Here is a 26,195-nt window from a genome sequence, read left to right as displayed (position 1 = left end):
ACTAATAACTAATAACTAATAACTAATAACTAATAACTAATAACTAATAACTAATAACTAATAACTAATAACTAATAACTAATACGTAAGCCGTAAACTTATTTTATGAAATATTTGTACGCAAAAAGCGTTCTATTAAGCACGTTTGTATTAATTTACAGCGTTATTTTAAGGCAATGCAGTAAAAAGCAGTAACTTGTTCATCACCCAATGATTAGGAAATACAGTGTTTAAGCAATTTAAAAGTAAAGTGATGGGTGCGCCAACAGCCATGGCCGGTTTAGCTTTGGGTATTGCTAGTATGGGATGGACATGGGAAAACGTTTTTAATTTAAACTCCCAAGGGCAATTTTTGGGAGCGGTACTAGCTGGCGTATTAGTTTTACTTTTGGCTGCTAAGTTTTTACTACACCCTCATTTATTAAAAGCCGATTTAGCACACCCAGTTGCAGGAAGTGTGATCCCTACATTTGCAATGGCTAATCTTGTTATTTCAAACTCAGTTGGGCAATTCAACCCATTAGCTGGTGATATTATGTGGGTTTTAGCTTTTGTGCTGCATCTCACATTTTTGGTGAGCTTTTTATACCAGCGGGCAAAAAAGTTTGATTTTGAAGATATGGCACCTAGCTGGTTTGTGCCACCAGTGGGGATAATTATTGCAGATGTTACTTTTTCGGGTAATCCGACATTAGCGTGGTTAGCTTATAGTGCGTTAGTTATTGGTATATCAACGTACGCCATAATGCTGCCAATTATGTTTTATCGTTTTTTATTAGCCTTAAAAAGTGACTACGAAATACAGCCTACACTTGCCATTTTAGCGGCGCCTGCCAGTTTAACATTAGCGGGGTATTTTCATATTGTAGCTAATCCATCACTTGTTATAGTGGGCGCATTATTTATATTAGCGATAATAAAAACACTGATTGTTTATGTGTTATTTATAAAGTTATTACGCAGACCTTTTACGCCGAGCTACGCTGCTTTTACATTTCCAATGGTTATTGGGGCAACTGCATTATTTAAAATGAAAGACTGGATGCAAAGTATAAACCTCGCAATGCCATATGTAGATACAGTTAATTACTTAGCTACGTTTGAACTTATAGTTGCCACGGCAGTGGTATGTTATGTAAGTGGTCGGTACTTTTGCCACTTTAAATTATCAAAGCAACAGGTAACGTAAAGTTACTCTTGGATTACCTGTGGCTCATTATTTTCTTGCTCAGCTAGTTTTTCGCGCTCAGCTTTTGACACATAACCAGGTTTGTTGCTTTTGTGTAGTTTAGCGTTAGTGCGTTTATCTTTCTTTTGAAATTTAGTGACGATTTTTTTACGACGGTTCACAATTAAATGCCCTGTTAATTTTAAGTCGCGCATTATACAGTCATCCTCATAAAAGCTGCTATATAAATATTCAGCTTAAGTTACCTGTGTGTTTAGCGTAAAGAGCTATAAGTAAGCGCTTCATAGCGTTATAATTACCGCTCTTAGTTATTAATTAAATGGGAATTGTTTTGAAAAAGTTAGCTTTAGCCAGTATTGCTTTATTTGCGTTTGGTGCTCATGCGCAGTTAAATAAAAATATTGATAGCGTTGCCGATTACGCAGTAAATACCTACCAAAATGCTCAAATACACACACTAACTAACTTAGTAGCTTTTCCGACGGTTAATAAAAGCAACATTACAGCTCCTCAAAATCCCGATTTTATTGGCTTTAAAGCACTGTTAAAAATGAAAGCCGCAGAGCTTGGTTTTGACTATCAAGATTTAGGTTACACCGTATTAATAGGTATGGGCGAGCAAAGCGAAAAAGTAACGGTAGTAACGCACGGCGACGTGCAACCGGCTAATGCCAGCAAATGGAAACAAAGTCCTTTTATTATTGATACGTCTGAGCCAGGTAAATTAGTTGGCCGTGGTACTGAGGACGACAAAGGCGCAATAGCGACAGCGCTTTACGCCATGAAAGCAATTAAAGATAAAGGCATAACGCTTAATAATCGTATTGAGCTAATGATTTATCTTGCTGAGGAGTCTGATTGGGGTCCGCTTACAGAGTTTATGAAAACGTACGAGCAGCCAAAATATGCAGTTACGATTGATGCATCATACCCTGTAGTCGTTGCTGAGAAAGGTTGGAGTTTAATTGCGCCTACCTTTAATGCAACATCGCCACAGACGGGTGTGTATGTAAGTGATGTTACTGGCGGTGCGTTTAGAAGCCAAATCCCAGAAGATGCAAGCTTAGTTCTGCGCAATGCAGACGCGGTACTTATTGATACATTAAAGGCAAAAGCTAAAACATTAAATGAAGTTGAATTTAACTTTAGTGAAAAAAGCAATGGCTTAGCAATAAGTGTTAAAGGTATGTCGGCACATTCATCAGAGCCAGAGTCAGGTATAAATGCCATTGCGTATTTAGCTGAATTATTTAAAGGCGTGGAGCTTGAAAATAATAGCGACGGCGAGCTAATCGACTTTGTAAACCAGTTAATTGGTTTAGACATTCACGGTAAACAATTTGGCGAAATAGCCTATAAGCACGACTTTATGGGCCCGATGACGGTTGCACCAACAGTTATTGAGCGCGATGGTAATGCGCTAACACTTGCTGTAAATGCACGTCGCCCTATGGGTAAAGACGAAGCTGTACTGCAAAAGCAAATTGATGATGCACTCGCGAATTGGCAGGCTGCTAACAATGTAACGCTTGCTAACATAGAAACAATTATTGGTACACCTATGCTACTTGATGGCGCGCCACATGCGCAAAAGCTACTTGATATTTTCAAGCACTTTACGGGTGACGAAAAAGCTGACTTTGTATCTATTGGTGGTGGCACTAACGCAAAGCTGTTTGATAACGCGGTATCGTTTGGTCCTTCAATGCCAGGTAAGCGCTACACAGGTCACTCAGAGCATGAATTTATGACGCTTGAGCAACTAGAGCTTAATTTACGTATGTATACAGCTATGATGATAGAGCTGGGTAATATGTAAGTTATAGTTGTTTAGTAAAAGCCGCCTTGTTTGACTGAAGTGACCCCAGTAAGGCGGCTTTTTTGTACTTATTAAAATTGGGCTACAAAGCTAAGGTTGTATACATCGTAGTTATCATTATCAGTGTAATTAGCTGTAAAGTAGTAGCTATCATTAATAAAGTACTTACCTTCAATCACTAAATCAGAATCGTTTGAGCCAATACCGACTGCAACATGTTTATTGAAGTAATAGTTTGCGAGTACATTAAAAACTGAGTCGTCACCAACATCTAGATAGTCAACATTTATAGCAAAATAGCTGTCATCATAAAGGTGGGCAAAGTAACGTGATGATAGATCCCACGACTCTGTTTCATCATCTGTTTCAACAGTAAAACCAATGTAGTCGGTGTCGTTAATCTCATGATTATACTGAGCTTTAAACAAATAAACTGTATCGCTATATTCATAATCTAACATACGTACAGATACTTTTAGTGAATCAGCAAACAAGTAACCTAAACCAAGCGAATAGTTGTCGGCATCACCAATGTTAGGTAGTTCAAAAGTTGCAAAAGCATTGCCGTAAAAGCCTTCTCCAAAAATACCTTTTCCACTGTAACCATCTGAATTAAAATAATTTAAGCCTATATTGCTATCTGTATCCAAGTAGCCATAATCATCCCAAACACCAGAGTTTTGCTGTTCCTCAAAGTAATAGTGAGTTGATAGCCCATACACATCATCGCTGTAATAATCAGAATCAATTTTTGCGTAGTTTATAGAGTTAAACCATTGTTTTGATTCTGACTGCTCAGCGTTTGCAGACGCTGTGCAGCTAAGTGTGAGTAAAGTGAGTGGCATTAAAAAGCGCATAAGTATCCCTTCTTATAATTGAGTAAACTTGTTACTAGAATGGGTATTATATTAATGCAGTTTTATAAGGCAATTAAATGATTGTAATAAAGTGTTTGAATATTGTAGATTTTCTTAATTAAAAACGTAGGTTACCTCAGGCAAGTTTTCAAAGATTGGTTTGGCAAATAAATACCCTTGCATAAGCTCAACACCTGCGTTCTTTAGCCATGTATATTCTTCTACTGTTTCAATTCCTTCAGCCAGTGCGGTAATGTTTAAGTCGCGAAACATATTTAAGCAATGAGTTACTATTAATTGGCGCTTTTTATCGTTGCTTATATCGCGTATTAGCGCCATATCAAGCTTGATAATATCTGTTTGAAAGTCAGCCAGTAGATTTAAACCAGAATAACCTGCACCAAAGTCATCGGTAGCCGTTTTAAATCCGAGAGACTGGTAGTAATCAATAACGCGTTTAATGTGTGCGGTGTCTTCTATTTTTTCTACTTCAGTAAATTCAAACATAATATTTTGAATTGGAAAGTTATACTTTTTTGCAGCTTCTAGTGTGGTGCGTATACATCGTTCTGGTTTATAAATAGCATTAGGTAAAAAATTAATACTTAGCATTGATGTTATGCCTAGCTTTGAAGCTAGTTGAATGGCCTTAATACGGCAAAGCTGATCAAATGCATAGCGGTTGTCTTCATTCACTTTTGAAATAATTGAATAGGCAGACTCGCCATTTAAACCTCTAACCAGCGCTTCATAGCCGTAAATGAGATTAGTTTTACAGTTTATAATCGGTTGAAAAGCCATAGAAAAATCAAATTCGAGATCGTTAGCGTCAGCACAGTTACTACACGTCACTTTTTCGCAATCTTTTGATTTTTCGCTCATTTAGCTCATCCTCTTATGCATATTTGTTTAGGTTAGTTGAGATTAGATTCTAACACAAATAGATTAAAGTATTGTTTTTTATGTTTTTATACGTAATAAATAACTATGTAATTAAATGAAAAATAATGACTAATGTCAGATCACTTAGTGACATTTGGCAGGTGTGTACGTTGCTTATTAAAACAATAATAGCGACATACATTACTTGGAGAATATAAATGAGCAATACAATTACAATAGGCAAAAAAATTAAAGCATATTTACTTATTTTAACTTTGCTAAGCGTTATAAATTTACTAACTTCGCCTAGTTATATCTGGGTAGTATGGCCAGCGCTTGGGATGGGAATTGGGCTAGTAGTAAGTGCTTTGAGTAGGAATAAACCTAGGGCGTGTTGATTTTTGTGGATTGAAATTTATTCAATCTAGGGGCGATTTAATCGCGGCGTGAGGTTTGTAACCTAGTGGGCTCGATAACTGCTCCTGCGTTATTCTACTGGCTTACATCCATTTAAGAATAAGTAAAAACCGAGCAAAGCTTCCGCGTCCTGCTCACGCCCCTTACCTACAACCCTGTCTCTTATACACAAGTCTTTGAATATCGATAAGTCTGTGATCTAATCGATCATCATCACTCATGGATTTATCGTATGCACACAAACACTTCTGAAGAATGGGCTCAATTAATTTTTGGTAACGCTAATTTAGGGGATCCGAGACGCACCCGACGATTAGCTGTACTAGCAAGCGATATGGCTGAGAATGCAGACAGCTCAATTGTTAAGGCTTCTGATACACCCGCCAAAATTGAAGCCGCTTATCGTTTCATTAGAAATGAGAAAATATCTCCTCAAGCGATTGCCGATTCAGGGTTCTCACAAACGAGTGAAGCGGTAAAGCAGTTGCCTTTGGTTCTCGCTATCCAAGATACGACAGGATTGACATTTAAACACAGTGTTTGCAAAGAATTAGGCGATGTGAACTGTGCAAATACATTAGGAAAACCATCAAAAACAAGAACGCTATATGCGCATTCAACTTTAGCAATTGATGCAGATACGGAGCATGTTATTGGTTTGCTCGACCAGTACTATTGGTTTAGGAAATCAAAGGTTAAAGGGACTAAAGATCAACAACAGCTACGCCCTTACGAAGAGAAAGAAAGCTATCGCTGGCAACAAACATTAATGGATATAAAAATACGTACAGGTGAATTATCAAATATACTTAACATCTGCGACAGAGAAGCTGACATTTATGAGTACATGACTTACCAAAAAGATGAAGGACATCGATTTTTAGTCAGAGCAAAGGAAAATAGAAAATTAATAGAGCCTCAATGCAATCTCAATCAGTTAATAGAAACAGCGCAGGGTCAGTGTTGTTACACTATTAATATAGCGCAACGTGCGGGAAGAAAAGCGCGTCAGGCCCGAATTACATTGAGCTATCAACCTATAACACTCGCCAAGCCTAAGCGAGTTCAAGGGCAAGAATCACCGACATTGAGTGTCAATGTCATTGTCTGTCAGGAAAAAGAAAGTACGCAAAAAAATCCATTATGTTGGATTTTATATACGACAGAGCCCGTAAATACAGCAGAAGATGCCCAGAAATTAGTAAGATACTATGAACTCCGCTGGCGTGTAGAGGAGTTTCATAAAACATGGAAAACAGATGGAACCGAAGTAGAAGATTTACGTTTGCAGCACAGTGATAATATTTTACGAATTGCGATCATTAAAGCGTTTATTGCTGTCAGGTTATTACAGCTGCAAAATATGGCGCAAAGGAGTGAATTAGCCAAAGAAGTGAGATGTACAACTTGTGTTAAAGAGATGACGTGGAAATTACTATGGGCAAAGGTTGAAAAGGATGTGTTGCCGGATAAAGTACCGTCTCTTCATTGGCTGTACTATAGTTTAGCGAAATTGGGAGGGTGGTATGACAGTAAAAGAAATGGTCGAGTTGGCGTAAAAGCACTCTGGAAGGGGTGGTTGAAATTAGCAGAAATGGTCGAATCTGTCGAATTGTTAATATCAATTCAGCAGACAGAAAAGTTGTGATCAAGAGACAGACCTACAACCATGTAGGCAACAAAGAGTCAATCGTCCCTAGAAAGAACCCAAAGGGCAGCGCATGTTTGGCATCTATGCTGCGTTATCACCTATTAATGGGGAATAACCACACAACATAGGCTCTGCCTAGCCTAAATACCAAGCACACTGCTGTAAATTCAACCACCAAAGAACAACACGCCCTAGAGATACTTCTTTATAATAAACAAGCCAAGTAAATATTTACTTGGCTTGTTTAGTAAGGGACTGTCTAAATAGTTAAGTCTAAATAGTTAAAATGCTGTTTGAAGTGTCGCATCTAGTGATATTTCAGTATTTAAGAGCTTGGAAATAGGACAGTTCTTTTTGGTTTGCTCACATAAGGCTTGGAACTGCTCATTTTGAATATCATCAATACGCGCTTTTACTTCAAGGGCAATATGCGTCACCGAAAAACCATCATCTACTTCATCAAGGCTTACAGTGGCTTTAGTATCAATTTTGTCTGCAGTAAAGCCTGCATCACCTAATGCAAGCGAAAGCGCCATACTAAAACATGCACTGTGCGCTGCACCTACTAATTCTTCAGGATTTGAGCCTGCCTTATCTTCAAAGCGGGTATTAAAACCGTAAGGTTGTTTGTTAAGCGCGCCACTTTGAGTTGATATACTACCTTTGCCTGTTTTAATGTCGCCAGACCATGTAGAACTTGCCGTTTTTTTAATAGTCATCATCTTCTCCTTGCTTGGGTGTAAGCTTTTCAGGTTAGTTAAGCGTTATTTACAAAATAAACTTATATAAAGCCTTAAAAGCACTAATTACTGATGATGTTGCAAAATAGACGCCAGTTAATTGTTACTCTTATTTATTACGTCTGCAGCGCTCTGAACAGTAAATAACGTTATCCCAGTCGCGTTGCCATTTTTTACGCCACGTAAAAGGTTTATTACAAAGAGGGCATATTTTTTGAGGTAAGTTTAGTTTTTTATGCGTCATGCTTACTTAGTCTTACTGTTGTTTTTATTTTTTACTTGGCTTGTTTTTGGTGTAATTGCTACGTGCCTCCTAAGAATTTTCCCTATAGCGCGTTTAACATCGGCTCGCTCACGATATTGCCATAAGCGTTCGCGTGCTTCTTTTGAAGCAGTGGTTAAATCGAGCATGGGCTTTGGATAATCCTCCCCTAATTTAAAGTCGTTAAAGAGTGCTTCCATTGGAGTTTGCTCCCAAGGCTGATGTAAATATTCAATAGGGAGTTTTTCAAGCTCTGGGCACCAATTTTTAATAAACGAGCCTGTTGGGTCTTGATCTTCTGACTGCTTAATTGGGTTGTAGTGCCTAATGGTGTTAATGCCTGTTACCGAGGCTTGCATTTGAATTTGCGGGTAGTGAATTCCGGGCTCAAAATCTAAAAAGTAATTAGCGAGCGGAAAGCTTGCTTGCTGCCAACTTATATTTAAATGATGGGTTACAAAGCTTACAAGCATGGCGCGCATTCTAAAGTTTATATAACCGGTGGCTTTTAAGCAGCGCATGCAAGCGTCAATAATGGGAATACCTGTTTGACCTTGCGCCCAGCGTTCAATATCGTTTTTAACATGTTCATCATCGCGATACGGAAATACGTGATAACCCGAATTAAGGGCTAAAAATTCCATAGAGCATTCGCTTTCAAACTTTTGCATAAAGTGGCAGTGCCAATGCAAGCGCGATACAAACGCAGCAAGTGGGCGCTTCCAGCCTCTTTTATCGGGATGCTTTGAGTGATATTCATCAATTGCCATTTGATACACTTGCCTAAGGCTAATGTTCCCCCACGCTAAATAAGGCGAAAGCCGAGAGCAATGGGTTTGGCTTAAACTTGGGCTCGATATTCCTTTTTGATAACCTTTACCGCGCTCGGTACAAAAGCTCTGCATTACTTGGCGTGCATGCAACGGGCCGCCTTGTTGAAAGCTGTCGTGATCTTGCGTGTAAGCGCTTGGCAGCTCAGGTGCCTGGTAGTTATTGAGGGTAATTGTTTTTATACTCTTCCAATTAGGAACAGCAATAGGTGCTTGCATTGTTTGCTGCCAGCGTTCATTCCAATTATTACGATTTTTTTTGCCGCGAATAACCGCGCCTGTTTGCGACTCTAGCCAGTTAATGTGATTATGCTGGCACCAGGCTTTTATTGCCTTATCGCGCTCAAAGGTGTTGTTTAAGCCTATTTCTTGATGACTAAAAATATTTATTATTTCAAACTGTGCCTTTAACGATTCAAGTAAATCGTTCATATTTAAATTAAATATATAAACACAGGTATTAAAACGAGCAAGCTGATTGTTTAACTCAACTATAGATTGATATACAAAACGCCAATGTCGCTCATTGTAGTGCGCATCTTCAAGCAGTAATGGCTCAAAGTTATAAAGTAATAGGGTAGGTAAGCCATTACTAAATGCATTTTTTAATGGTTGATGATCGCTAAGACGCAAATCACGTTTAAACCACACGATATTTATTTTCATATAATTTGTGTATTGCTTTAAATGTAAAATATATTTAGTTTGTTACTAAACTGACATATCTCATACGTAACTAATTCAAATTACGACTTAGTTTTAGATATTAAAAAGGAAAAACATGTTTTTAGATTTAACTGTAAATAAAGAGCTTAATGTTTATTCGTATTTAGTTGGCGGGATTAGTCCTCGCCCAATTGCATGGATAAGCACATTAAGTAGCGACGGTGTGGCTAATATTGCCCCTTACTCATTTTTTACAGTAGCGAGTTGTAACCCACCAGTATTGAGTGTGACGCAAGTAAATCCACGCGATAAAGCAATCAAAGATACATTAATTAACATATTAGCGACTAAAGAATGTGTAATTAACATTGTGAGCCATCAGCAGGTTGAAAAAATGAATCAAAGCTGTGCTGATTACCCTAGTGATGTGAGTGAATTTGATGCTGCAAATATAACTAAAATTGATAGCCAAATGGTCGCAGTGCCGAGTGTTGCTGATTCAAAAGTACGCTATGAGTGTAAGCTACGTGAAGTGATTACTATTTCAAGCGAGCCAGGTGGCGGGCAAATGATGCTACTAGATATAGTGGGTATTTGTGTTGACGATGAAGTGTTTGTCGATGGTTATATTGACCCAACACTTTTAGATGCGGTAGGTCGAATGGGTGGGGATTACTATGCAACCACTAAAGACAAATTTATACTTAAACGACCACAAATTTAGTACTTAAGATTATTATTCCTTAGTTTGTGCACATTGCTTGCACTTTTACTTGTTAACTTTGTTTTATTAAACGTTAAAGTAAAGGTTCAAGCATTGAAAACACTTCTTAAAATAAAAGCCTCTGATATAACTAAGCTATTTGCGTTAAGTGCGCTTTGTATCGCTTTAAGCGCATGTAATAGCGATTCAACAAGTACTACAACAGACGGCGAAATAGTCAGTAATAGTGCTCCGACGGTTGACGCCGGTAGTGACCAAACTGTTAATGCGGGTGATACCGTTTATTTAAGTTCAACAGTTGAAGATGATGATGAAGTATCAGTTAGTTGGTCACAAACATCAGGCACTACCGTTAGCTTATCTTCAAGTACAGCAACGTCTACAGAGTTTGTTGCCCCAGAGGTATTAACCGATGAAGCACTTGTATTTGAAATCAGTGCAGATGACGGAACAAACGATGTAGTTGTAGATACAATTATAATTAATGTTGTTGCTTCATCAGACTTTGATAGCGGCGCAGTTGATAATAGTGCAAAACTTACCAGCTGGTTGATCAACAACGATACAACCTCTACTTACATACAAAATAATGGTGCAGTGGTTGAAGACGTGCAATCGGTTGAAGTTGTTAGCGTTACACAAGATGATGCTGACGTTGAATACATGTATGTGCATACAACTGACATTCCTAAATATGACGTAACGCTTACACAGGTCCAAGTAGACGCGTTAAATAACCGTCCGCGTGCAGCTACTGATTTCTATAACGGTGTAACCTCAGCAGCAGTAGGTCAAACTATTTCGTTTGGTGAAGATATTGGCTATAACAGCAGCACTGAAAACTGTGATGACACAGGCGGGGCAGGTTATTGGCCTCCAGGACCCGGTTGCCCAACAGAACAAGCGGTTGAGGCGTATTTTCCGATAACACCTACCGATTCATCTGAGACTGAAACTTGTGAAACAGGTTTAGGCACCGTTGGCTTAATGGTTAATGGCACCAGTATATTTAACTGGGGCGATGGTATGAGTTACGGTAATAATATCTGGTATACATTAGCGCCCATTGCTGAGCAATATGATGTTGATGTGTGTGGCGGGCATGCAGCTAACGGTGAATATCATCATCACTTTTATACGAGTTGCTTAGCTAATCTACTTGAAGATGATGGCGATGCGCATTCACCTATTTATGGCTTTGCAGCTGATGGTTATCCACTTTACGGTCCTTATGAAAGTAACGGTCAACTTGCATTAAGCGGCTGGGAAATGCGTGATTACGGCGCATCTACAAGCGAAGGTGGTTGCGGTACTGAGGGCGAGCGAAGCTGTACTTTAGTAGATCAATATGACGTTAGCCTAGGCACACAAACAAGTGATGCAGGCCCTGCTATTGGTGCAGAAGTGACTACGCTCTCTGGTAATACATTAAATGCTGACGATGGGTATTACTTTGAAGATTATTACTACGCACAAAAAACAGTAACCGGTGCTCAATTAGATGAGCATAACGGCCACGATACTAATGATGGCAAGGGTTATCACTACCATATAACACTTACGTTAGACAGCGATGGTAAGTTACAGCCTTCTTTCCCTTATCAAATTGGCCCGCGTTTTAAAGGTCAATTAGCTGATAATTCAATTGGTCGCTGTGATACGGGCGAAACAATGGGTCCACCACCGGGAGTGTAAGGAGTAACTATGCGTTATTTTAAATACGCATTGATCCTAACTTCTGCTGCACTATTGAGCTTTAAGCTCTTTGCGCAGCAGGAAATGATGGATCATAGCCATATGCCTATAGCAGTGCCAAGTGATACGACAATTCCGGCATTAAGCCTTAAGTTATTAAAAGATAGTATGTCGGGTTATAACTTAATTTTAGATACTCAGCGCTATGACTTGTCTGTGCCGCCTGAGGGCGCAATGAACATGCAGCAAATGATGAGCGTTACTACAAACAATGACACGGGTTTTTTACAAGGTCATGCTCATTTATATATAAATGGGGTTAAAATACAGCGAATTTACGGACATGCATTGCATTTACCTGCTAACTTATTTAAAAGTGGTATAAATACCGTATCGGTTACTTTAAATAATCATGGTCATATGTATTGGACCGCCCAAGGCAAAAAAATAGTTGCTACATTGTATGTTAACGATCAAACCAAAGAGTTTATAACATACCGATTTGAAAGCTTTCCTAGCAAGGTTGAAAATACGCATTAATGAAAATTCATAATAAACTTTTTTTAATACTATTTAGTTTTACTTTTAGTGTTATTGCAGGGCTGGTGGTACTTATACAGTGGAGTATAGGGCAAGGCGTAATTGATTTTGTTAATGCAAAAGAGGTGAAAGCGCTTGAACCACTTGTTGTGCAACTAGCAAAGCAGTACGAACAGACACCCTCATGGGAACGTGTTGTCGGCAGTGGCGAAAATTTTAGAAAACGTGTTGAAGCGCAGTTAGAAAGTAGCCAATTTTTACCTAGACCCCAAGAAGGACCTGGTCCGCGTGGGCGAGTGATGCGACGACCGCCGCCAGATCATATGCGTTTAGGAGAGGATCGTCGCCCACCGCCAGAAAATATTGCTCACTACGCTTTGCTTGACGAAAATAAACAGCGATTAGTGGGAAAATACCTCAACGATTTAAAATATATAACAACCCCAATTATAGTTAACGATAAAATAGTAGGTTACTTAGCTGTTTCTAAAAGAGATAGCTTGGTTGATGGCTACGAACTTGATTTTTTACAGCAGCAAACTAACTACTTATGGTTTATTGCTTTAGCTGCGGTACTGCTAACATTACTGGTTACCTTTTTATTATCTCGCCACTTAGTTAGTCCAGTAAAGCAAATTGCTAACGGTATGCATCGCTTAACGCAAGGTAATTACGAGACCAAACTTACGCTTGAGCGAAAAGATGAATTAGGCCAATTAAGCGAAGATTTTAATACCCTTGCATTTACACTCGCCAAAGACGAGCAAGTGCGTAAACGTTGGCTTGCTAATATTTCCCATGAGCTTAGGACGCCAATGAGCATTTTACTCGGTGAGCTTGAAGCTATGCTACTTGGCATACGAGAACCGAACGCAAAAAATATAAGTTCGGCTAACGATGAAGCCTTGCATTTAAAACGCTTAATAGACGACTTGCATATGCTCAATAGCGCAGAGTTAGGAGGTATGCACTACACTATGCAACCTACTGACATGGCGTTATTATTAAATACTATTGAGCAGAAATATCAGGTTGTGCTTGAACAACATGGTATAAAACTTTATCTATTAAATAGCGCTAAACACATAACTGTACAAGCAGACAAAACACGCCTTTTGCAGCTACTCGATAATATTTTAATGAACGCAGTACACTATGCACAATGTACAACTATTTCATTAACGGCTAGCAATATAAGTATTAAAGGGCAAACTTATTTAGAGCTTATAATCGAAGATAATGGCGTAGGTGTAGAGCAGTCGCATTTATCGCATTTATTTGAGTATTTATACCGAGTAGATAGTTCGCGTAATCGCCAAGAGGGCGGTTCTGGCTTAGGTTTATCTATTTGCCAGCATATAGTTAAAGGTCATAAAGGTGAGATAGCTGCAGAAAAAGCCAGTTTAGGCGGCCTAGCTATTATTATTAGATTGCCAACTATTTAGTTTATAAAAATAAAGTTGAGGTTACTTACAGAGATGCCTATGAGTGAACAAATACTGATTGTGGAAGATGAAGTAAAGCTAGCTAACTTAATGAGTGACTTTTTAAGTAGCCATCACTTTATTACTCATCAAATACATCACGGGAATGACGTATTACCTTGGCTTGAAATTAACAGGCCGAGTGTAATTTTGCTAGACATAATGTTACCAGGTCAAAGTGGTATTGAACTGTGTAAAGCAATCAGGCGCTTTTCAAACGTGCCTATTATTATGGTATCGGCAAAGGTAGAAGAAATAGATAGATTACTTGGGCTTGAATTAGGTGCAGATGATTATATTTGTAAGCCGTTTAGTTATGCTGAGCTGGTGGCACGCGTAAAAGCTATTTTAAGGCGATTAAATAACGCAAGTGATGTTACAGAGTCAACAATGAAGCTTGACGAGAGCAGCTACAGCGTAAAATACAAATCAAGCAGTATAGAGCTGACAAACTTTGAATTTCAGCTATTTAAACCTTTGTTTAACAACCCAAATCGTATTTATTCGCGTGATAGTTTGATGGATACTATGTATGCCGATCAGCGTATTGTGAGCCACCGTACTATTGATAGCCATATTAAAAAGTTGCGTAAAAAACTAGATGAAGTGACACAAACTGAAAGTGTTATCCAGTCTGTTTATGGGGTTGGCTACCGATTTGTGCATCCACAGTAAAGTAGAATGAGCTATGACGATGAGTTACTCATCATCGTCAGCATTTTTAATTCGCTCTAAACGGTCAAACTCTTCGTATTCTGCTGCCTGAATTTCATCAAGAATAGAATCTACATCAGCAAGTTCGTCGCTGTCTTCAAATTCACCTGTAAGCGTTGAATTAGGCGTTAAGTTGGCCTCTTCAAATAGTGCCCACATTTCTTTAGCGTATTGAGTTTTTAGTATGCTTGGCGCAAATTCACCATAGTAGCGGCGGATGTTATTTACATCACGTGCAAACATAGCTTGCGCACTGTTATTTGCTGAAGCATTAACTGCCTGCGGTAAATCTATAATTACAGGGCCGTTATTATCTACAAGTACATTAAATTCGGATAAATCACCGTGTATTATACCTGCACAAAGCATAAGCTTAATGTAATGTATCATGAGTTTATACTGCTCAATCGCTTGCTCTTCACTAAAAACGACATGCCCAAGTTGAGGGGCTACGTTACCGTCCTCGTCCGACACAAGTTCCATAAGCAGCACGCCATCAATACAAAAGTAAGTGTCAGGAACACGTACACCTGCGCCAGCTAAACGAGATAACGCATCAACTTCGGCATTTTGCCAAATTTCTTCTTCCAATTGGCGGCCATAGCTAGAGCGTTTACCCATAGCACGCGCTTGGCGTCCACCACGTACTTTTCGGCCTTCTTGGTATTGTGCCGCTTTTTTAAAGCTACGCTTAACCGCGTCTTTATACACTTTCGCACAGCGAATGTGCTCACCACAGCGGACAATAAATACATCGGCTTCTTTACCGCTCATTAGTCGGCTTATAACTTCGTCAATAAGGCCATCATCAACAAGGGGTTGTAGGCGTTTAGGTATTTTCACAGATTGCCTGCTAAGTAGGGTTGGTTATTAATCATTATTTATGAAAGTGCTCTGTATTTGTTTGTTTAATTGGCTCAAGCAGTATATCAGCTTTGAGAATTAAGGGCAGTAACACTACTGCCTGAGAGTAATTAATCGTATTATTTTATTAGCTTATATATTGATTGCAAAGCAATCAACCAGAACTTTTTAAATAAGTATTTAGATTACTATTTTTTATTAAAATAATTTATTACTTCCTCATTATTTGCACATTGTTTGCGTTTTTAAAGCGTAAGCTTAGTTTAATTCTTAAATACGAGGTTATTACTATGAAGCATTTTTCAACTCTTGCCACTGTGGCAATATTATCTATTGCTTTTTCAGCTAATGTAGCTGCTCGAGGCGGTGACAATCCTCCTGAAAAACCTGACTTTTCAGCTATTGATACTGATGGTGATGGCGTAATCAGCTTTGAAGAGTTTAGTGCAAAAAAACCGCCGCACGGCGATGCACAAACAATTTTTGATTCTATAGATGCTGATGGTAATGGTGAAATTAGTGAGCAAGAACTTAGCGAACATAAACCACCTCGTCGTGAACGTTGAAAGGATAATAAAATGATTAATAGTATTAGTGGTAGTTCTGCGAGTTTCATATCGCAACAAAGCAGCCAAGCTTCAAAATTAACAACAGAGCAAAGCGATTTTGTTAAAGAAACGCTTGCAGAGTTTGATGCAGGAAACTTAAGCGCAGAAGACGCGCAAAGTATTCAAGCGGCATTTAAAGAACAAGGTATTGAGCCAACAAAAGAGCTTGCTGATTTAATGAGCGAACTTGAGTTTGATGCTAAAAGTATAGGTGATGCAGGACGAGTGGAAGGTCAAAGACCGCCGCCACCGCCACAAAACTCATTAGAATCAGTAGATACAGACGAAGTAGTAAGCTACTTAGATGAGCTATTAACTGAGTATTCAAGCCAGTTGTCAGATGAAGATAAAGAATCAATCCTTGCATCAGTGCAAGAGAAGTTTGGTTTAAGTGAAGGCGATTCACTGCTAAATGTAACTGCTTAGGTGTTATAACTTAGAGTAAAGCTGACTGTTACTCGAAAGTCTTAAGTCCAAAGCCCAACGGTTAATTCTGTTGGGCTTTTTTAATGGCTTAATTTAAACGCGTTTCTATTTTGCTGGTGCCATCTTCTTCGGTAAATTTAAATACAAAATCTTTTTTACCGTCTTGGTTTATATCTACCAAAAGAATATCTTTATTATTCTTAGGCAGCGTTAACTTTAATTTTTTACGCTTATCATTTAGCAGTGAGTCTTGCTCACCATAATAAATATACAGTGTTTTTTTACTGTATTTGTATACTGCATCAATATAGCTGTCGCCGTTAATATCACCTAAATAGAGTGCTGGTTCGGAGTCATCGCCATTCATTCCCACTTCCATTTCTAAATCAAGTTCGATACTCGATTTATTGGCAAATGAGCCATCAGGTTGCTGCTTATAAAGATTCATTTCTACATCTACATCAGTACTGCCGCCGCCTAATGCCATAGACGCAATAGTACCTAAGCCAATATCTAAATCCATTTTTTGTAAATCAATTAAACCATCATTATTAAAATCTGTTTTGAGTAATAACTCGCTAGGGCCTTGTGTTTCAAATAAGGGAATGGGCGTATTACTAAACCCTTTAGCACTTCCTAGGTACAAAGTGTGCGCTATTTTTATATCTAACGAATCCATACCTTGCGTAGGTTTAAACTGCCTAGTTGTAAAATCTAGAAATCCGTCGTTATTAATATCAATAATTTGCTTAATTTTGCGAGTTTCGCCATTGCTTAGCTCGCCTAACTCGATGTTAAAATTAATTGAGGTGAGCTTTTGCTCAAAGCCCTCTGAATTAGCAAGTAGTACATCTGCTCCAAAGTCATTTGAAAAAACCAGGTCGTTTAATCCGTCGTGGTTAAAATCAATAACGACAGGTTTATTATTAATATTAACTTCTAAAGAGAGCCCTTTTCCTGAAAAGTAGCCTTCATACTTAGGCGTTTGCTTAAATTGGTTAGGCTTAAAGCTGCCATCTTTATTTTGAATGTATAAAGTACTGCTTACTAACCCAGGAATGAAAATATCGCTTAGACCGTCATTGTTAGCATCGAAAACAAAGTCTACTTTTTCAAATTTATCTATTTTTAATTGATTTAGAACCGACTCATAATTAAACAACAGTGTAGGTTTACCAGCTAGGGCTTTGTATACGCCATCACTTGTTAGTATGAGTGCTTGTTTATCGGTAATGTTAGCAAGTGTAGCCACATCAAACCCGATGGCATTTTTTGGTAAAGCAAGTTCACTACTTAGTGATGTGAGTAAATTGATGGCTTCTAATTGTTTTGATTCTTTATTATATGCAAATAAAATCTCTGAATCGGTTGATACTAATTCATCCGTTGTTTTTATTGCCATTGTTTGAGCTATAGCGCTAATGGGGGTAATTAAAGTGATGAGTGAATAGCAAAGTGGTTTTATCATGCAAATTCCTTTTTTATATTTAGTTGTATCGTTACATTTTTATTATTCACTTATATAAGCAACATCAGCGCACAACTTAACGTAGGGTCTCGCGCTGGTGATTTGCTAATTAGCGTAAATTTAAACGTAATACACTTATGTAAGTTGGTTTATATTTAGCCTACGCTAATAACTATGTATCGGGTGTAAGTAATTGTAAGATTATGTTTTAAGGAGGGCTTGTTGAACTTTCAGGATTGAAATTTGTTCAACCCAAGGAAGATTTAATCGCGGCGTGAGGTTTGTAACCTAATAACAAAGAGTCAATCTCCCCTAGGCAGAGCCATTCGGGCAGCGCATGTTTGGCATTTATGCTACGTTATCGCCTATTTATGGGGAAGTACCACACTACATAGGCTCTGCCTTGCCTAAATACCAAACAGTCTGCTGTAAATTTAACCTCGAAAGATAAACAAGTCCTAATAAGAAAGGTAGCGCAAAACTAATATGGCAGTTAAGCGCTTTTAGCGGGTTTTGGCTGTTAACTACACTGTTTATTTTGCTCATTTAAATAGGCATCTACAAAATTTACTTCCATTGGTTTTGAAAAGTAATAACCTTGCAGGTGAGATACACCAATATTAGTAAGCGTGTTTGCTTGTTCAATAGTTTCAACGCCTTCGGCAACAACCGTAAAATCTAAAGATGAGGCCATTTGTACAATTGCATGAATAATACTTAACCCTCTTTTATCCATATTTTGAATAAAACTTCTGTCTATTTTTACTATATCTACACCAATATCAAGCATGCTTGATAGTGATGAATAGCCAGTTCCAAAATCATCAATTGAAATACAAAAACCTTGTTTTTGTAGTGCTTTAACGGCTGTTAAAAATGTGAGTTTATCCTCGGCAAATACTGATTCGGTAATTTCAATGTGTAGGTTTTTAGGCTCTACTTGGTAATTGTTTACTATTTTTAATACCTTAGTTACAAAATCAGGATCTTGCAGTTGAATAACCGATACGTTCACGCTTACTGCAATTTGGGGTTGTAAATGGCTAAACTTTTTAGCTTGTATGCAGGCTTGATCAATTACCCAAAGGCCTAATTGAGTTATTAAACCGTATTGCTCGGCAATAGTTATAAACTCATCAGGGAAAATATTTTCACCGTCTAATTGCCAGCGTAATAATGATTCGAAAGAGGTTACTTTTGATGTTTTACTATCTACAATTGGTTGAAATACTAGCCTTAAACTATTTTCTTCTATCGCACTGGCTAAGCGTTGACTTAAAAGATACTCTCTTTCTTGTTTTAATTTGAGTGAATCGTTATAAATATTGATATTACCTTTAGCAATGCGTTTTTGGTGATACATAGCAGTATCAGCAGAGCGAATTAAAGTATTTAAATCACTCCCGTGTTCTGGATAAATGGCAATCCCCATCGTTGCTGATATCCACTTTTGATATTTATATGTTTCATGCTCGGCACTAATACTTTTAAGTACTTTATTAGCAAATTCGATAAGCTCAGCTTGATTTTGATAGGTTGCTAAAATTAAAAACTCATCTCCGCCCCATCGACATTTAAAAAGTTGTTGGTTACATATATTACTAATTCTCAGTGCTATTTCTTTTAATACTTTGTCGCCTACTTTATGCCCCAATGAATCATTTATTTGTTTAAAGCCATCTAAATCTACAAATAATAAAGCAAAGGGTTCTTTAGGGTTATCTGCTAGTTGTTTGTTTGCATTTTTTAAAAATGCGGTTCGGTTTAATAAATTTGTGAGTGGATCGGTATTAGACAGGTGGTAAATTTCTTCAGTGCGTTGCTCTACCTTGTTTTCCATTTCATTAAGTAGCTCTCTGTTTTGGTTTTTGAGCTTGATTGCACTGTGTGTAAATGTGGCTGATTTGTAAGATGAAGCAATCATAATGGTGGCAAAAGTTAAACCTAACAGCCCCAATACGTGTTGGTAGTGATTGTTTGAAAGCGTTAGCAAAAAAGAGTAGGGCGCCAATAAAGTAAAACTGTATAAAACAGCGGTAAAACGACTGCCAGAAAGTAAATTTGCAGAGCCACCGGCAAGCGCTGATAAAATAGCAATGGTCGTAGTAACTTCCACCGTAGATGAAGTGCTGTGAAACCAAAGAGCATAGCCACACCAAGATACGGCTGTTGATATACAACCAATAGCAAAGCGATTTAAATAACAATGTGTATTGTAAGGTTGGCTAGAATTTTGATCTTTAAAAAAAAGACCCAAATCAATAATTCGTAAAGTAAGTACGCACATCATTATGCCTAACCATACTATTTTATCGTGGTTTGCTTCCTCATTATTTATATCAAAAGCAAATACCAAAGCAACGCTGACTAATACAGAGACTGCAATTCCGGAAATAGCATTTGAGTATAAAATTTTGAGCGCTTCTTTTCGCTCATTATTACTTAAATTGTTATATGGCACTAATTAAAACCTTTTTCAAAAACAACCCCTAGGGAATTAAGTAAACCATTTAGCAAATTCCACCAATGCAATACTGGTAATACAAAGAGCTTAATAAGCTTTTACGCAGCTAAATAAAACTTTAATGTAAAAGTAAATATAGTTTACAGAAGGGATAAAAAAAGTTTAAAAAGTAAAAAGGCTCAAAATAAATATTTATTTTGAGCCTTAAAATTATCAAGCAGGTTAAAGTCTTAAGAACTTTACTCGCTGTTCTATAGATTTAACCTTCGAAATCGCTATCGTTATGGCGCTCTGCCATTTGCTCTTCTTCAGGGCCCCATGTGCGATTTACGCGGCGGCCGCGCTTTACAGCAGGACGATCAGCAACTTGTTTTGCCCAACGAACAACATGAGTGTATGAGGCAACATCTAAAAATTCAGCTGCATCATATAAGTCGCCTAAAACAAGCGAGCCATACCAAGGCCAAATTGCAATATCGGCAATTGAGTATTCATCACCTGCCATGTATTCATTTTCGCCTAAATGGCGATTTAACACGTCAAGTTGGCGTTTAGTTTCCATTGTAAAGCGGTCAATAGGGTATTGCATTTTACTTGGTGCGTAGCTATAAAAATGGCCAAACCCACCACCTAAGTAAGGTGCTGAGCCCATTTGCCAAAATAGCCAGTTACGACACTCTGTTTTAGCTTTTAAATCTTTAGGGATGAGTACATCAAATTTTTCAGCCAAATACTGTAAAATAGAACCTGATTCAAAGATGCGAGTAGGTGGCGTGGTTGAATGATCCATTAGCGCTGGGATTTTTGAGTTTGGATTAATATCAACAAAGTCAGATCCAAACTGATCGCCATCACCTATATTTATTAAATATGCGTCATAGTCTGCATCTGTGCAACCAAGCTGTAAAAGCTCTTCAAACATGATTGTAGCTTTTTGGCCATTTGGCGTAGCAAGAGAATAAAGCTGAAATGCGTGCTCACCAATAGGTAGAGTTTTGTCATGAGTCGCGCCTGCAATTGGGCGATTAATGCTGGCAAACTTACCGCCACTTTCACTTTCCCACGTCCATACTTTTGGTGGCGTGTATTCGTTTTTATCACTCATAAATAACCTCTGTTAGATGAAATACATATATGGTAAATGTGGCCATAAAAAATTAATTAAAGGCCCTAATACTTAATTTACCGACCTTTTAATTTATCGGCTTTTGCTAATCTATAACCTAAAAACAATCCGCTTAGCGCTCCAAATAAATGGCTTTCAAACGATACATGATAGCGCTGAGGTAAAACACCCCATATAAAACCGCTATAAAGTATAGCCACTACAACAGCAATTATAATTGATTTTAATGAGCGTCTTACTAAGCCGTAGCATAGAATAAAGCCCCATAAACCATATATAACACCGCTTAAACCAACATGTATGTTACTGCGCCCAAATGCCCAAACTAACAGTCCACCAACTAGAGCGGTAAAAATAAATACGTTATAAAAACGTTTTACGCTGTACTGGCAAATTAGCCAACTTAACACTACAAATGGGATCATATTACTGGCGAAGTGCCACCAGCTACCATGTAAAAAAGGTGCGCATAGTATGCCTATTAAGCCTTGGATACTGCGTGGATATATGCCTAAACCATTTAGGTTTATACCAGGTAGGCTATTGATCACTTGTAGTACGAAGCAAAGAACAACAATACTAAAAATTGCGAAGCGGGTACTAGTTAGTAATGACAGTGTGGTTGGCTTGGTTGCCATATAATCGCCCTAATTGACTTTAAGAGTTGCCAGTATAGGAATTGTATTTGCTAATGAAAAGCAATTAAAAAAGCACAGCATAAAATGCTGTGCTTATTTTTAATTTTTACTCACTATTAACCTAGTTTAGTTAATAGTTTTTTGGCTGCTAGTTCAGAGCTTGCTGGGTTTTGACCAGTAATTACTAAACCATCTACTAGCGCTAATACGCCCCAGTCGTCAGTTTTTTGATAATCGCCCCCTTTTTTGATTAGCTCATCTTCAACTAAAAATGGCACGATATCGGTAAGTTGCACTGCAGCTTCTTCAGAGTTAGTAAAGCCAGTTACTTTTTTACCCGCTACTAATGCATTGCCATCAGCATCTTTAACATTTAAAAATGCAGCACTTGCATGACATACCGCAGCAACAGGCTTTTGCTCTTTTACAAAGCTTTCGATAAGTGAGATTGAATCAGTGTTGTCAACCAAATCCCATAATGGACCGTGACCGCCTGGGTAAAATACAGCATCAAAGTCGCTTGAGTTCACTTCACTCAATACTTTAGTGTTTGCCATAAGTGTTTGTGCTGCGCTATCTGCGTCATAACGTTTTGTTGCATCTGTTTGAAAATCGACAAGTGTACTTGTCGGGTCAATTGGTGGTTGGCCGCCAGCTGGAGACGCTAGTGTTACTTCAACGCCTGCATCAACAAATGCATAGTAAGGGGCTGCAAATTCTTCTACCCAAAAACCTGTTTTTTCGCCAGTGTTACCAAGTTCTGCGTGAGATGTAAGAACCATAAGTATTTTTTTAGACATTGAATATATTCCTTCTGATGATTTGAATTAGTTTATCTTGCTTACCAATTACTATATGCACTAACAGAGCTTTAAACAACGATGATAAATTTAACTTTATTGGTTTAATAATTGATACAATAAGTGGGTTGAATTTAAAACACGCTACGGAGCACACATGAAGGTGTCGTTTGAGCAGTTAAAGAGCATGGTCGTATTTGCGCAAATTGTAGAGCAAGGCAGTTTAACCGCTGCCGCTAAACAGTTAGGGCTTACGCGAGCCGTAGCAAGTTATCATTTAAAAAAGTTAGAAACTCAGCTTGAAGTTACTTTATTAAATCGATCAACTCGTACCATGGCACTCACTGAGGCGGGCATTGCTTACTATGAACGTTGTAGAATAATTACCGAACAAGCTAATGCGGCTAACCAACAAATAGAAAATATAAAGAGTGAGCCACAAGGTTTACTTAAAATTAGCTGCCCTGTAAATGTAGGAATGCAGCTAATTGTGCCCGCAATAAATACGTTTAAGCGCCAATACCCTAAAATTCAAATAGACTTACAGCTTACTGACGATGTGGTTGATATTATTAAAAATGGGTTCGATTTTGCAATTAGAGGCGTGGCACTTAGCGATTCGAACTTGCAAGCAACCAAGCTTACAACAATGAGTACCTGCATTTGTGGTGCACCAGATTATTTTACACATTTTGGGAAGCCTAAAACCCCTTTAGAATTGGCAGATCATCAATGGGTGGTTTATCAGCTAGGAAGTAAAACCTTAACGCTTTCAAAAGATGGTAAAAAACACGACATTACAATGCAAGGCGGGTTAAGTACTAATAATGCAGCTGCGCGTACGGCATTTGTAGAAGCAGGACATGGCATTGGGCGTATTCCGCTTTACGATGCGTGGCCTAAAGTACAAGCTGGGCTGCTTGAAATAATATTAGATGATTATAAAAGTAAAGATATAGAGCTTTATGGGGTATTTCCACCAGGAGCTGCGGGTTCTAAAAAACTACGATTATTTATTGATTACTTAAAAGCGTACTTTGTAAAACAGCATACCGCTTTAGGTATGCTGAAAAGTGTTTAATTATTTTCGCTTTTTAAATATTTATAAAGCATTTATAAAACACTTATAAAGTACGGCTAAATAATGCAACCGCTTGTTGATACATATTAATTGCAAGGGCTGCATCGTATCGCTCACCTTCATCACGCATAAAGGCATGCTGGGCATTAACTTCTTGCCATTGGTAATTAATGCCAGTGCTTACGCATTGCTGGTATATTTTAGTGCGGCCTTCCTTTGGCACATGCGGGTCTTGTTTACCCCATATAAAGTGAATTTCGGCTTGTATATCAGCCATGCGTTCAAATGAGTTGTTTCCAGCTTGTGCAGGCAATGTGTCGCTGTGAATATCAGTCGCGTATAAGCAAAAAGCCGCTTTAATTTCAGGGTTTAGTGCCGCTCTGTAAGCTAAATGCCCTCCAATACATACGCCCATTGCGCCGACGGTGCCTGTGCAATAGCTTTGCAATCTAATGAAGTCGATCATAGTTTGTGTGTCGCTGTCGTGGTGCTCAAGTGGCTTTGCCCACTTGTCGGCATTGCCTTTGTCTTTACCTGTATCATCATAAGCAAGCACAGTGCCTATAGGATTTAACTCATGAAACACTTCCGGTACTAACACGACAAAACCATGGCTTGCTAAAATAGCTGCGCTGCGAGCAATAGGTGCAGTTTGCTGAAATATTTCAGAATAAAAAATAATAGCAGGGAACTGTCCTTGCGCCTGAGGGCGATATACTGTTGTTCGCATTAAACCTGTAGGTGTTGGCAAGTCTGCATTATGTTGTTGAATTATCATAAAAGCGCTCAGTTAAATAAAATTATATAATGATATGGTAACTGAGCGCGATAAAATAAACGACTTTTGTTGTCGAGTATTTAAATACTTGCAGGCATTTTATTACAACTAGCGTAATAACTTACGGTAGCCGGCCAATCTGAAAATATAGCCATTACCCCCACGTCTTGTGCGAGCACATCAACGACCGTCATCATATCGCCATCGTTATCTATAACATCAGCAATTGATTGATAGTAATAACCACCACCTTCATTAAGCGGGCCTGAGCGCTCAAGGCTCCATGCAATAAGCTCTAAACCTGCTGCTTTAGCGTCAATTGCGTATTGTGATGGCACAATATTGCTTTCGTTATCTATTGTTAGCATCATCCAAATTGGAGGGGCTAAAATTTTAACGCCATCAGCCACTAACTCATCCATACCCGGTTGCCATGTTTGTGGGTTACTTGTATCAAATCCGGCTTCACTGTCGCGACCATCTAGGTATACGCTTTTATCTGCAAAGTCAGGGTTAGTGTTAATCCAGTATTTTACGTCATCAAGGTTAAACGATTGCGGATAAACTTTTGAGGCTGGCACGCCCATTTGTGTGTACTCGTCTAGCATTTTTTGCGCATATTGCTCTTGCGTCATTCCATCAAATGGCATGCTTACTTGTGGCGATTTAAGTTCTGGGGTCATTTTTACCCCCATCTCATTAAATAATGCAATGCTTTGCTTATGGGTCATTAATGTACCTTGGGTGGCATATAAATCAGTGCGCCAATTTGGAGTACCATCCATGTAATCGGCAACGGTAGTTGCATTAGTGTTTGCGCCATCCATTTTACCTTCAAGGGTTAAAAATTCCGCTAAGCTTATATCACTGGTACAGCACTTAGCTGAAGCGGCAATACCGTTAGTAGGGTCTGCGGATGTAAAAGGGACACTACATTTAGCTGCAAGTTCAGGAATGGCTAAAATATTAGTTGTGGTGTGTAAGTCGCATTGAGAGTGGCGACAAACAAGCTCTTTGTCGTTTGTAAATGTAACATCGCATTCAACAATGCCTGCGCCCATTCTGGCTGCAGCAATGTAGGCTTCTTTAGTGTGTTCAGGGTATTGCATTGATGCACCGCGATGACCAATAGAAAAGTCAGTACGATAAAAAGGACCTTCTTTGCACGACTCTAATTGTGTTTTTAAAGCGCTGTCGCTCATATCATTGACTAAATAATATGGACGAGTGCCTAGTTGAATATCTGGAGCGTTACCGTTTGGCACTTCTACAATAACAGGCGTAGGTACTTCAATAATCTCAACTTCGGTGTTGGTAACAACGACTTCTTTTTCTACTATTTCTACATCGTCATCGCAGCCTGCAAGTGTGGCTAACAATATACAGCTTGTAAGTAAGGTAATACGCTTCATTGTTTATCCTTAAAAAGTAAAATTTTTACTACCTTAATGATTGTTAATGACAATTTAGCT

The 26,195-nt window shown here is 38.4% G+C and carries 26 protein-coding genes; 12 read left to right on the top strand and 14 right to left on the bottom strand.

Annotated features, from left to right (window positions below; genetic code table 11):
- The first annotated feature begins 226 nt into the window (after positions 1 to 226).
- On the top strand, positions 227 to 1,189 hold the full coding sequence (locus WNY79_RS07065; protein ID WP_170072039.1) for a TDT family transporter: 963 nt from the start codon (positions 227 to 229) through the stop codon (positions 1,187 to 1,189).
- Positions 1,190 to 1,191: 2 nt separating this feature from the next.
- On the opposite strand, the gene WNY79_RS07060 is transcribed toward WNY79_RS07065, so the two are convergent.
- Positions 1,192 to 1,383 (bottom strand): DUF2986 domain-containing protein, encoded by a 192-nt coding sequence (locus tag WNY79_RS07060; RefSeq protein WP_083707585.1) that lies wholly within the window; start codon positions 1,381 to 1,383, stop codon positions 1,192 to 1,194.
- 137 nt (positions 1,384 to 1,520) lie between these two features.
- Here WNY79_RS07060 and WNY79_RS07055 point away from each other — a divergent pair, with 137 nt between their 5' ends.
- Complete coding sequence (locus WNY79_RS07055; protein WP_342875472.1) at positions 1,521 to 3,008, top strand: dipeptidase; 1,488 nt, start codon at positions 1,521 to 1,523, stop codon at positions 3,006 to 3,008.
- Positions 3,009 to 3,079: 71 nt separating this feature from the next.
- Here WNY79_RS07055 and WNY79_RS07050 read toward each other — a convergent pair whose 3' ends face one another.
- Together WNY79_RS07050 and WNY79_RS07045 are read right to left on the bottom strand one after the other, a co-directional pair.
- The gene (locus tag WNY79_RS07050) at positions 3,080 to 3,865 is read right to left on the bottom strand and encodes a putative porin (RefSeq protein WP_294116775.1); all 786 of its coding nucleotides are present in this window, start codon (positions 3,863 to 3,865) and stop codon (positions 3,080 to 3,082) included.
- Between the two features lie 114 nt (positions 3,866 to 3,979).
- Entirely contained in the window at positions 3,980 to 4,747 is a 768-nt protein-coding gene (locus tag WNY79_RS07045) for an EAL domain-containing protein (protein WP_342875471.1), read from the bottom strand.
- A gap of 218 nt (positions 4,748 to 4,965) precedes the next feature.
- Between WNY79_RS07045 and WNY79_RS07040 the strand changes: the two genes are divergently transcribed.
- Positions 4,966 to 5,145 carry a 2TM domain-containing protein gene (locus WNY79_RS07040; protein ID WP_096793523.1) on the top strand — a complete coding sequence of 60 codons (180 nt, stop codon included), beginning with the start codon at positions 4,966 to 4,968 and terminating at the stop codon, positions 5,143 to 5,145.
- Positions 5,146 to 5,396: 251 nt separating this feature from the next.
- Entirely contained in the window at positions 5,397 to 6,812 is a 1,416-nt protein-coding gene (locus WNY79_RS07035; protein ID WP_342875470.1) for an IS4 family transposase, read from the top strand.
- Positions 6,813 to 7,096: 284 nt separating this feature from the next.
- On the opposite strand, the gene WNY79_RS07030 is transcribed toward WNY79_RS07035, so the two are convergent.
- The 3 genes from WNY79_RS07030 to WNY79_RS07020 form a co-directional block, all read right to left on the bottom strand.
- A complete protein-coding gene (locus WNY79_RS07030; RefSeq protein WP_342875469.1) occupies positions 7,097 to 7,534 on the bottom strand; it encodes an OsmC family protein in 438 nt (145 codons plus the stop codon).
- Between the two features lie 130 nt (positions 7,535 to 7,664).
- Positions 7,665 to 7,799: a DUF2256 domain-containing protein gene (locus WNY79_RS07025; RefSeq protein WP_076925416.1), complete on the bottom strand. Its 135-nt coding sequence runs from the start codon at positions 7,797 to 7,799 to the stop codon at positions 7,665 to 7,667.
- 2 nt (positions 7,800 to 7,801) lie between these two features.
- Positions 7,802 to 9,313, bottom strand: a complete 1,512-nt coding sequence (locus WNY79_RS07020; RefSeq protein WP_342875468.1) for a deoxyribodipyrimidine photo-lyase — start codon at positions 9,311 to 9,313, stop codon at positions 7,802 to 7,804.
- Positions 9,314 to 9,428: 115 nt separating this feature from the next.
- On the opposite strand from WNY79_RS07020, the gene WNY79_RS07015 reads away from it, so the two are divergent.
- The 5 genes from WNY79_RS07015 to WNY79_RS06995 are packed head-to-tail and all read left to right on the top strand — an operon-like array spanning position 9,429 to position 14,431.
- Positions 9,429 to 10,037 carry a flavin reductase family protein gene (locus tag WNY79_RS07015; RefSeq protein ID WP_342875467.1) on the top strand — a complete coding sequence of 203 codons (609 nt, stop codon included), beginning with the start codon at positions 9,429 to 9,431 and terminating at the stop codon, positions 10,035 to 10,037.
- 33 nt (positions 10,038 to 10,070) lie between these two features.
- Positions 10,071 to 11,732 carry a YHYH protein gene (locus WNY79_RS07010; RefSeq protein ID WP_342875466.1) on the top strand — a complete coding sequence of 554 codons (1,662 nt, stop codon included), beginning with the start codon at positions 10,071 to 10,073 and terminating at the stop codon, positions 11,730 to 11,732.
- A gap of 9 nt (positions 11,733 to 11,741) precedes the next feature.
- Positions 11,742 to 12,272 carry a hypothetical protein gene (locus WNY79_RS07005; RefSeq protein WP_076925420.1) on the top strand — a complete coding sequence of 177 codons (531 nt, stop codon included), beginning with the start codon at positions 11,742 to 11,744 and terminating at the stop codon, positions 12,270 to 12,272.
- Positions 12,272 to 13,717, top strand: coding sequence for an ATP-binding protein (locus tag WNY79_RS07000; protein ID WP_197185413.1), 1,446 nt, complete (start codon positions 12,272 to 12,274; stop codon positions 13,715 to 13,717). The genes WNY79_RS07005 and WNY79_RS07000 overlap by 1 nt, the downstream gene beginning before the upstream one ends.
- Positions 13,718 to 13,756: 39 nt before the next feature.
- Positions 13,757 to 14,431, top strand: a complete 675-nt coding sequence (locus WNY79_RS06995) for a response regulator (protein ID WP_076925510.1) — start codon at positions 13,757 to 13,759, stop codon at positions 14,429 to 14,431.
- A 24-nt stretch (positions 14,432 to 14,455) separates the two neighbouring features.
- On the opposite strand, the gene WNY79_RS06990 is transcribed toward WNY79_RS06995, so the two are convergent.
- Entirely contained in the window at positions 14,456 to 15,313 is an 858-nt protein-coding gene (locus WNY79_RS06990; protein WP_024604677.1) for a PA4780 family RIO1-like protein kinase, read from the bottom strand.
- Between the two features lie 311 nt (positions 15,314 to 15,624).
- Between WNY79_RS06990 and WNY79_RS06985 the strand changes: the two genes are divergently transcribed.
- Positions 15,625 to 15,900, top strand: a complete 276-nt coding sequence (locus WNY79_RS06985; protein WP_076925422.1) for an EF-hand domain-containing protein — start codon at positions 15,625 to 15,627, stop codon at positions 15,898 to 15,900.
- 12 nt (positions 15,901 to 15,912) lie between these two features.
- Positions 15,913 to 16,368: a hypothetical protein gene (locus WNY79_RS06980; RefSeq protein ID WP_342875465.1), complete on the top strand. Its 456-nt coding sequence runs from the start codon at positions 15,913 to 15,915 to the stop codon at positions 16,366 to 16,368.
- An 88-nt stretch (positions 16,369 to 16,456) separates the two neighbouring features.
- On the opposite strand, the gene WNY79_RS06975 is transcribed toward WNY79_RS06980, so the two are convergent.
- From WNY79_RS06975 to WNY79_RS06955, 5 genes are all read right to left on the bottom strand, one after another.
- Positions 16,457 to 17,836 carry a VCBS repeat-containing protein gene (locus WNY79_RS06975; RefSeq protein WP_342875464.1) on the bottom strand — a complete coding sequence of 460 codons (1,380 nt, stop codon included), beginning with the start codon at positions 17,834 to 17,836 and terminating at the stop codon, positions 16,457 to 16,459.
- Positions 17,837 to 18,356: 520 nt separating this feature from the next.
- A complete protein-coding gene (locus WNY79_RS06970) occupies positions 18,357 to 20,297 on the bottom strand; it encodes an EAL domain-containing protein (RefSeq protein ID WP_170072054.1) in 1,941 nt (646 codons plus the stop codon).
- Between the two features lie 262 nt (positions 20,298 to 20,559).
- Complete coding sequence (gene yghU / locus WNY79_RS06965; protein WP_342875463.1) at positions 20,560 to 21,405, bottom strand: glutathione-dependent disulfide-bond oxidoreductase; 846 nt, start codon at positions 21,403 to 21,405, stop codon at positions 20,560 to 20,562.
- A gap of 77 nt (positions 21,406 to 21,482) precedes the next feature.
- A complete protein-coding gene (locus tag WNY79_RS06960) occupies positions 21,483 to 22,064 on the bottom strand; it encodes a rhomboid family intramembrane serine protease (RefSeq protein ID WP_342875462.1) in 582 nt (193 codons plus the stop codon).
- 116 nt (positions 22,065 to 22,180) lie between these two features.
- Entirely contained in the window at positions 22,181 to 22,864 is a 684-nt protein-coding gene (locus WNY79_RS06955; protein WP_170072057.1) for a type 1 glutamine amidotransferase domain-containing protein, read from the bottom strand.
- Positions 22,865 to 23,021: 157 nt separating this feature from the next.
- Between WNY79_RS06955 and WNY79_RS06950 the strand changes: the two genes are divergently transcribed.
- Positions 23,022 to 23,945, top strand: a complete 924-nt coding sequence (locus WNY79_RS06950) for a LysR family transcriptional regulator (protein ID WP_197183997.1) — start codon at positions 23,022 to 23,024, stop codon at positions 23,943 to 23,945.
- A 43-nt stretch (positions 23,946 to 23,988) separates the two neighbouring features.
- On the opposite strand, the gene WNY79_RS06945 is transcribed toward WNY79_RS06950, so the two are convergent.
- Together WNY79_RS06945 and WNY79_RS06940 are read right to left on the bottom strand one after the other, a co-directional pair.
- A complete protein-coding gene (locus WNY79_RS06945; protein ID WP_197185419.1) occupies positions 23,989 to 24,723 on the bottom strand; it encodes a dienelactone hydrolase family protein in 735 nt (244 codons plus the stop codon).
- An 80-nt stretch (positions 24,724 to 24,803) separates the two neighbouring features.
- A complete protein-coding gene (locus tag WNY79_RS06940; RefSeq protein WP_342875461.1) occupies positions 24,804 to 26,135 on the bottom strand; it encodes a glycerophosphodiester phosphodiesterase family protein in 1,332 nt (443 codons plus the stop codon).
- Positions 26,136 to 26,195 lie beyond the last annotated feature (60 nt).

The sequence above is a fragment of the Pseudoalteromonas sp. AS84 genome (assembly GCF_038900255.1).
Taxonomy (GTDB): domain Bacteria; phylum Pseudomonadota; class Gammaproteobacteria; order Enterobacterales; family Alteromonadaceae; genus Pseudoalteromonas.
Note: the sequence above shows the minus strand (reverse complement) of the source record. Positions and strands in the feature narration are given on the sequence as shown.

Excerpts from the sequence above, each read along its gene's own strand:
- WNY79_RS06940 (WP_342875461.1), bottom strand. The coding sequence starts at position 26,135 with ATGAAGCGTATTACCTTACTTACAAGCTGTATATTGTTAGCCACACTT.
- WNY79_RS07060 (WP_083707585.1), bottom strand. The coding sequence starts at position 1,383 with ATGCGCGACTTAAAATTAACAGGGCATTTAATTGTGAACCGTCGTAAA.
- WNY79_RS06975 (WP_342875464.1), bottom strand. The coding sequence starts at position 17,836 with ATGATAAAACCACTTTGCTATTCACTCATCACTTTAATTACCCCCATT.
- WNY79_RS07005 (WP_076925420.1), top strand. The coding sequence starts at position 11,742 with ATGCGTTATTTTAAATACGCATTGATCCTAACTTCTGCTGCACTATTG.
- WNY79_RS07000 (WP_197185413.1), top strand. The coding sequence starts at position 12,272 with ATGAAAATTCATAATAAACTTTTTTTAATACTATTTAGTTTTACTTTT.
- WNY79_RS06980 (WP_342875465.1), top strand. The coding sequence starts at position 15,913 with ATGATTAATAGTATTAGTGGTAGTTCTGCGAGTTTCATATCGCAACAA.
- WNY79_RS06960 (WP_342875462.1), bottom strand. The coding sequence starts at position 22,064 with ATGGCAACCAAGCCAACCACACTGTCATTACTAACTAGTACCCGCTTC.
- WNY79_RS07035 (WP_342875470.1), top strand. The coding sequence starts at position 5,397 with ATGCACACAAACACTTCTGAAGAATGGGCTCAATTAATTTTTGGTAAC.
- WNY79_RS07045 (WP_342875471.1), bottom strand. The coding sequence starts at position 4,747 with ATGAGCGAAAAATCAAAAGATTGCGAAAAAGTGACGTGTAGTAACTGT.
- WNY79_RS06955 (WP_170072057.1), bottom strand. The coding sequence starts at position 22,864 with ATGTCTAAAAAAATACTTATGGTTCTTACATCTCACGCAGAACTTGGT.
- yghU (WP_342875463.1), bottom strand. The coding sequence starts at position 21,405 with ATGAGTGATAAAAACGAATACACGCCACCAAAAGTATGGACGTGGGAA.
- WNY79_RS06985 (WP_076925422.1), top strand. The coding sequence starts at position 15,625 with ATGAAGCATTTTTCAACTCTTGCCACTGTGGCAATATTATCTATTGCT.
- WNY79_RS07020 (WP_342875468.1), bottom strand. The coding sequence starts at position 9,313 with ATGAAAATAAATATCGTGTGGTTTAAACGTGATTTGCGTCTTAGCGAT.
- WNY79_RS07030 (WP_342875469.1), bottom strand. The coding sequence starts at position 7,534 with ATGACTATTAAAAAAACGGCAAGTTCTACATGGTCTGGCGACATTAAA.
- WNY79_RS06950 (WP_197183997.1), top strand. The coding sequence starts at position 23,022 with ATGAAGGTGTCGTTTGAGCAGTTAAAGAGCATGGTCGTATTTGCGCAA.
- WNY79_RS07025 (WP_076925416.1), bottom strand. The coding sequence starts at position 7,799 with ATGACGCATAAAAAACTAAACTTACCTCAAAAAATATGCCCTCTTTGT.
- WNY79_RS06995 (WP_076925510.1), top strand. The coding sequence starts at position 13,757 with ATGAGTGAACAAATACTGATTGTGGAAGATGAAGTAAAGCTAGCTAAC.
- WNY79_RS07015 (WP_342875467.1), top strand. The coding sequence starts at position 9,429 with ATGTTTTTAGATTTAACTGTAAATAAAGAGCTTAATGTTTATTCGTAT.
- WNY79_RS06945 (WP_197185419.1), bottom strand. The coding sequence starts at position 24,723 with ATGATAATTCAACAACATAATGCAGACTTGCCAACACCTACAGGTTTA.
- WNY79_RS07040 (WP_096793523.1), top strand. The coding sequence starts at position 4,966 with ATGAGCAATACAATTACAATAGGCAAAAAAATTAAAGCATATTTACTT.
- WNY79_RS07050 (WP_294116775.1), bottom strand. The coding sequence starts at position 3,865 with ATGCGCTTTTTAATGCCACTCACTTTACTCACACTTAGCTGCACAGCG.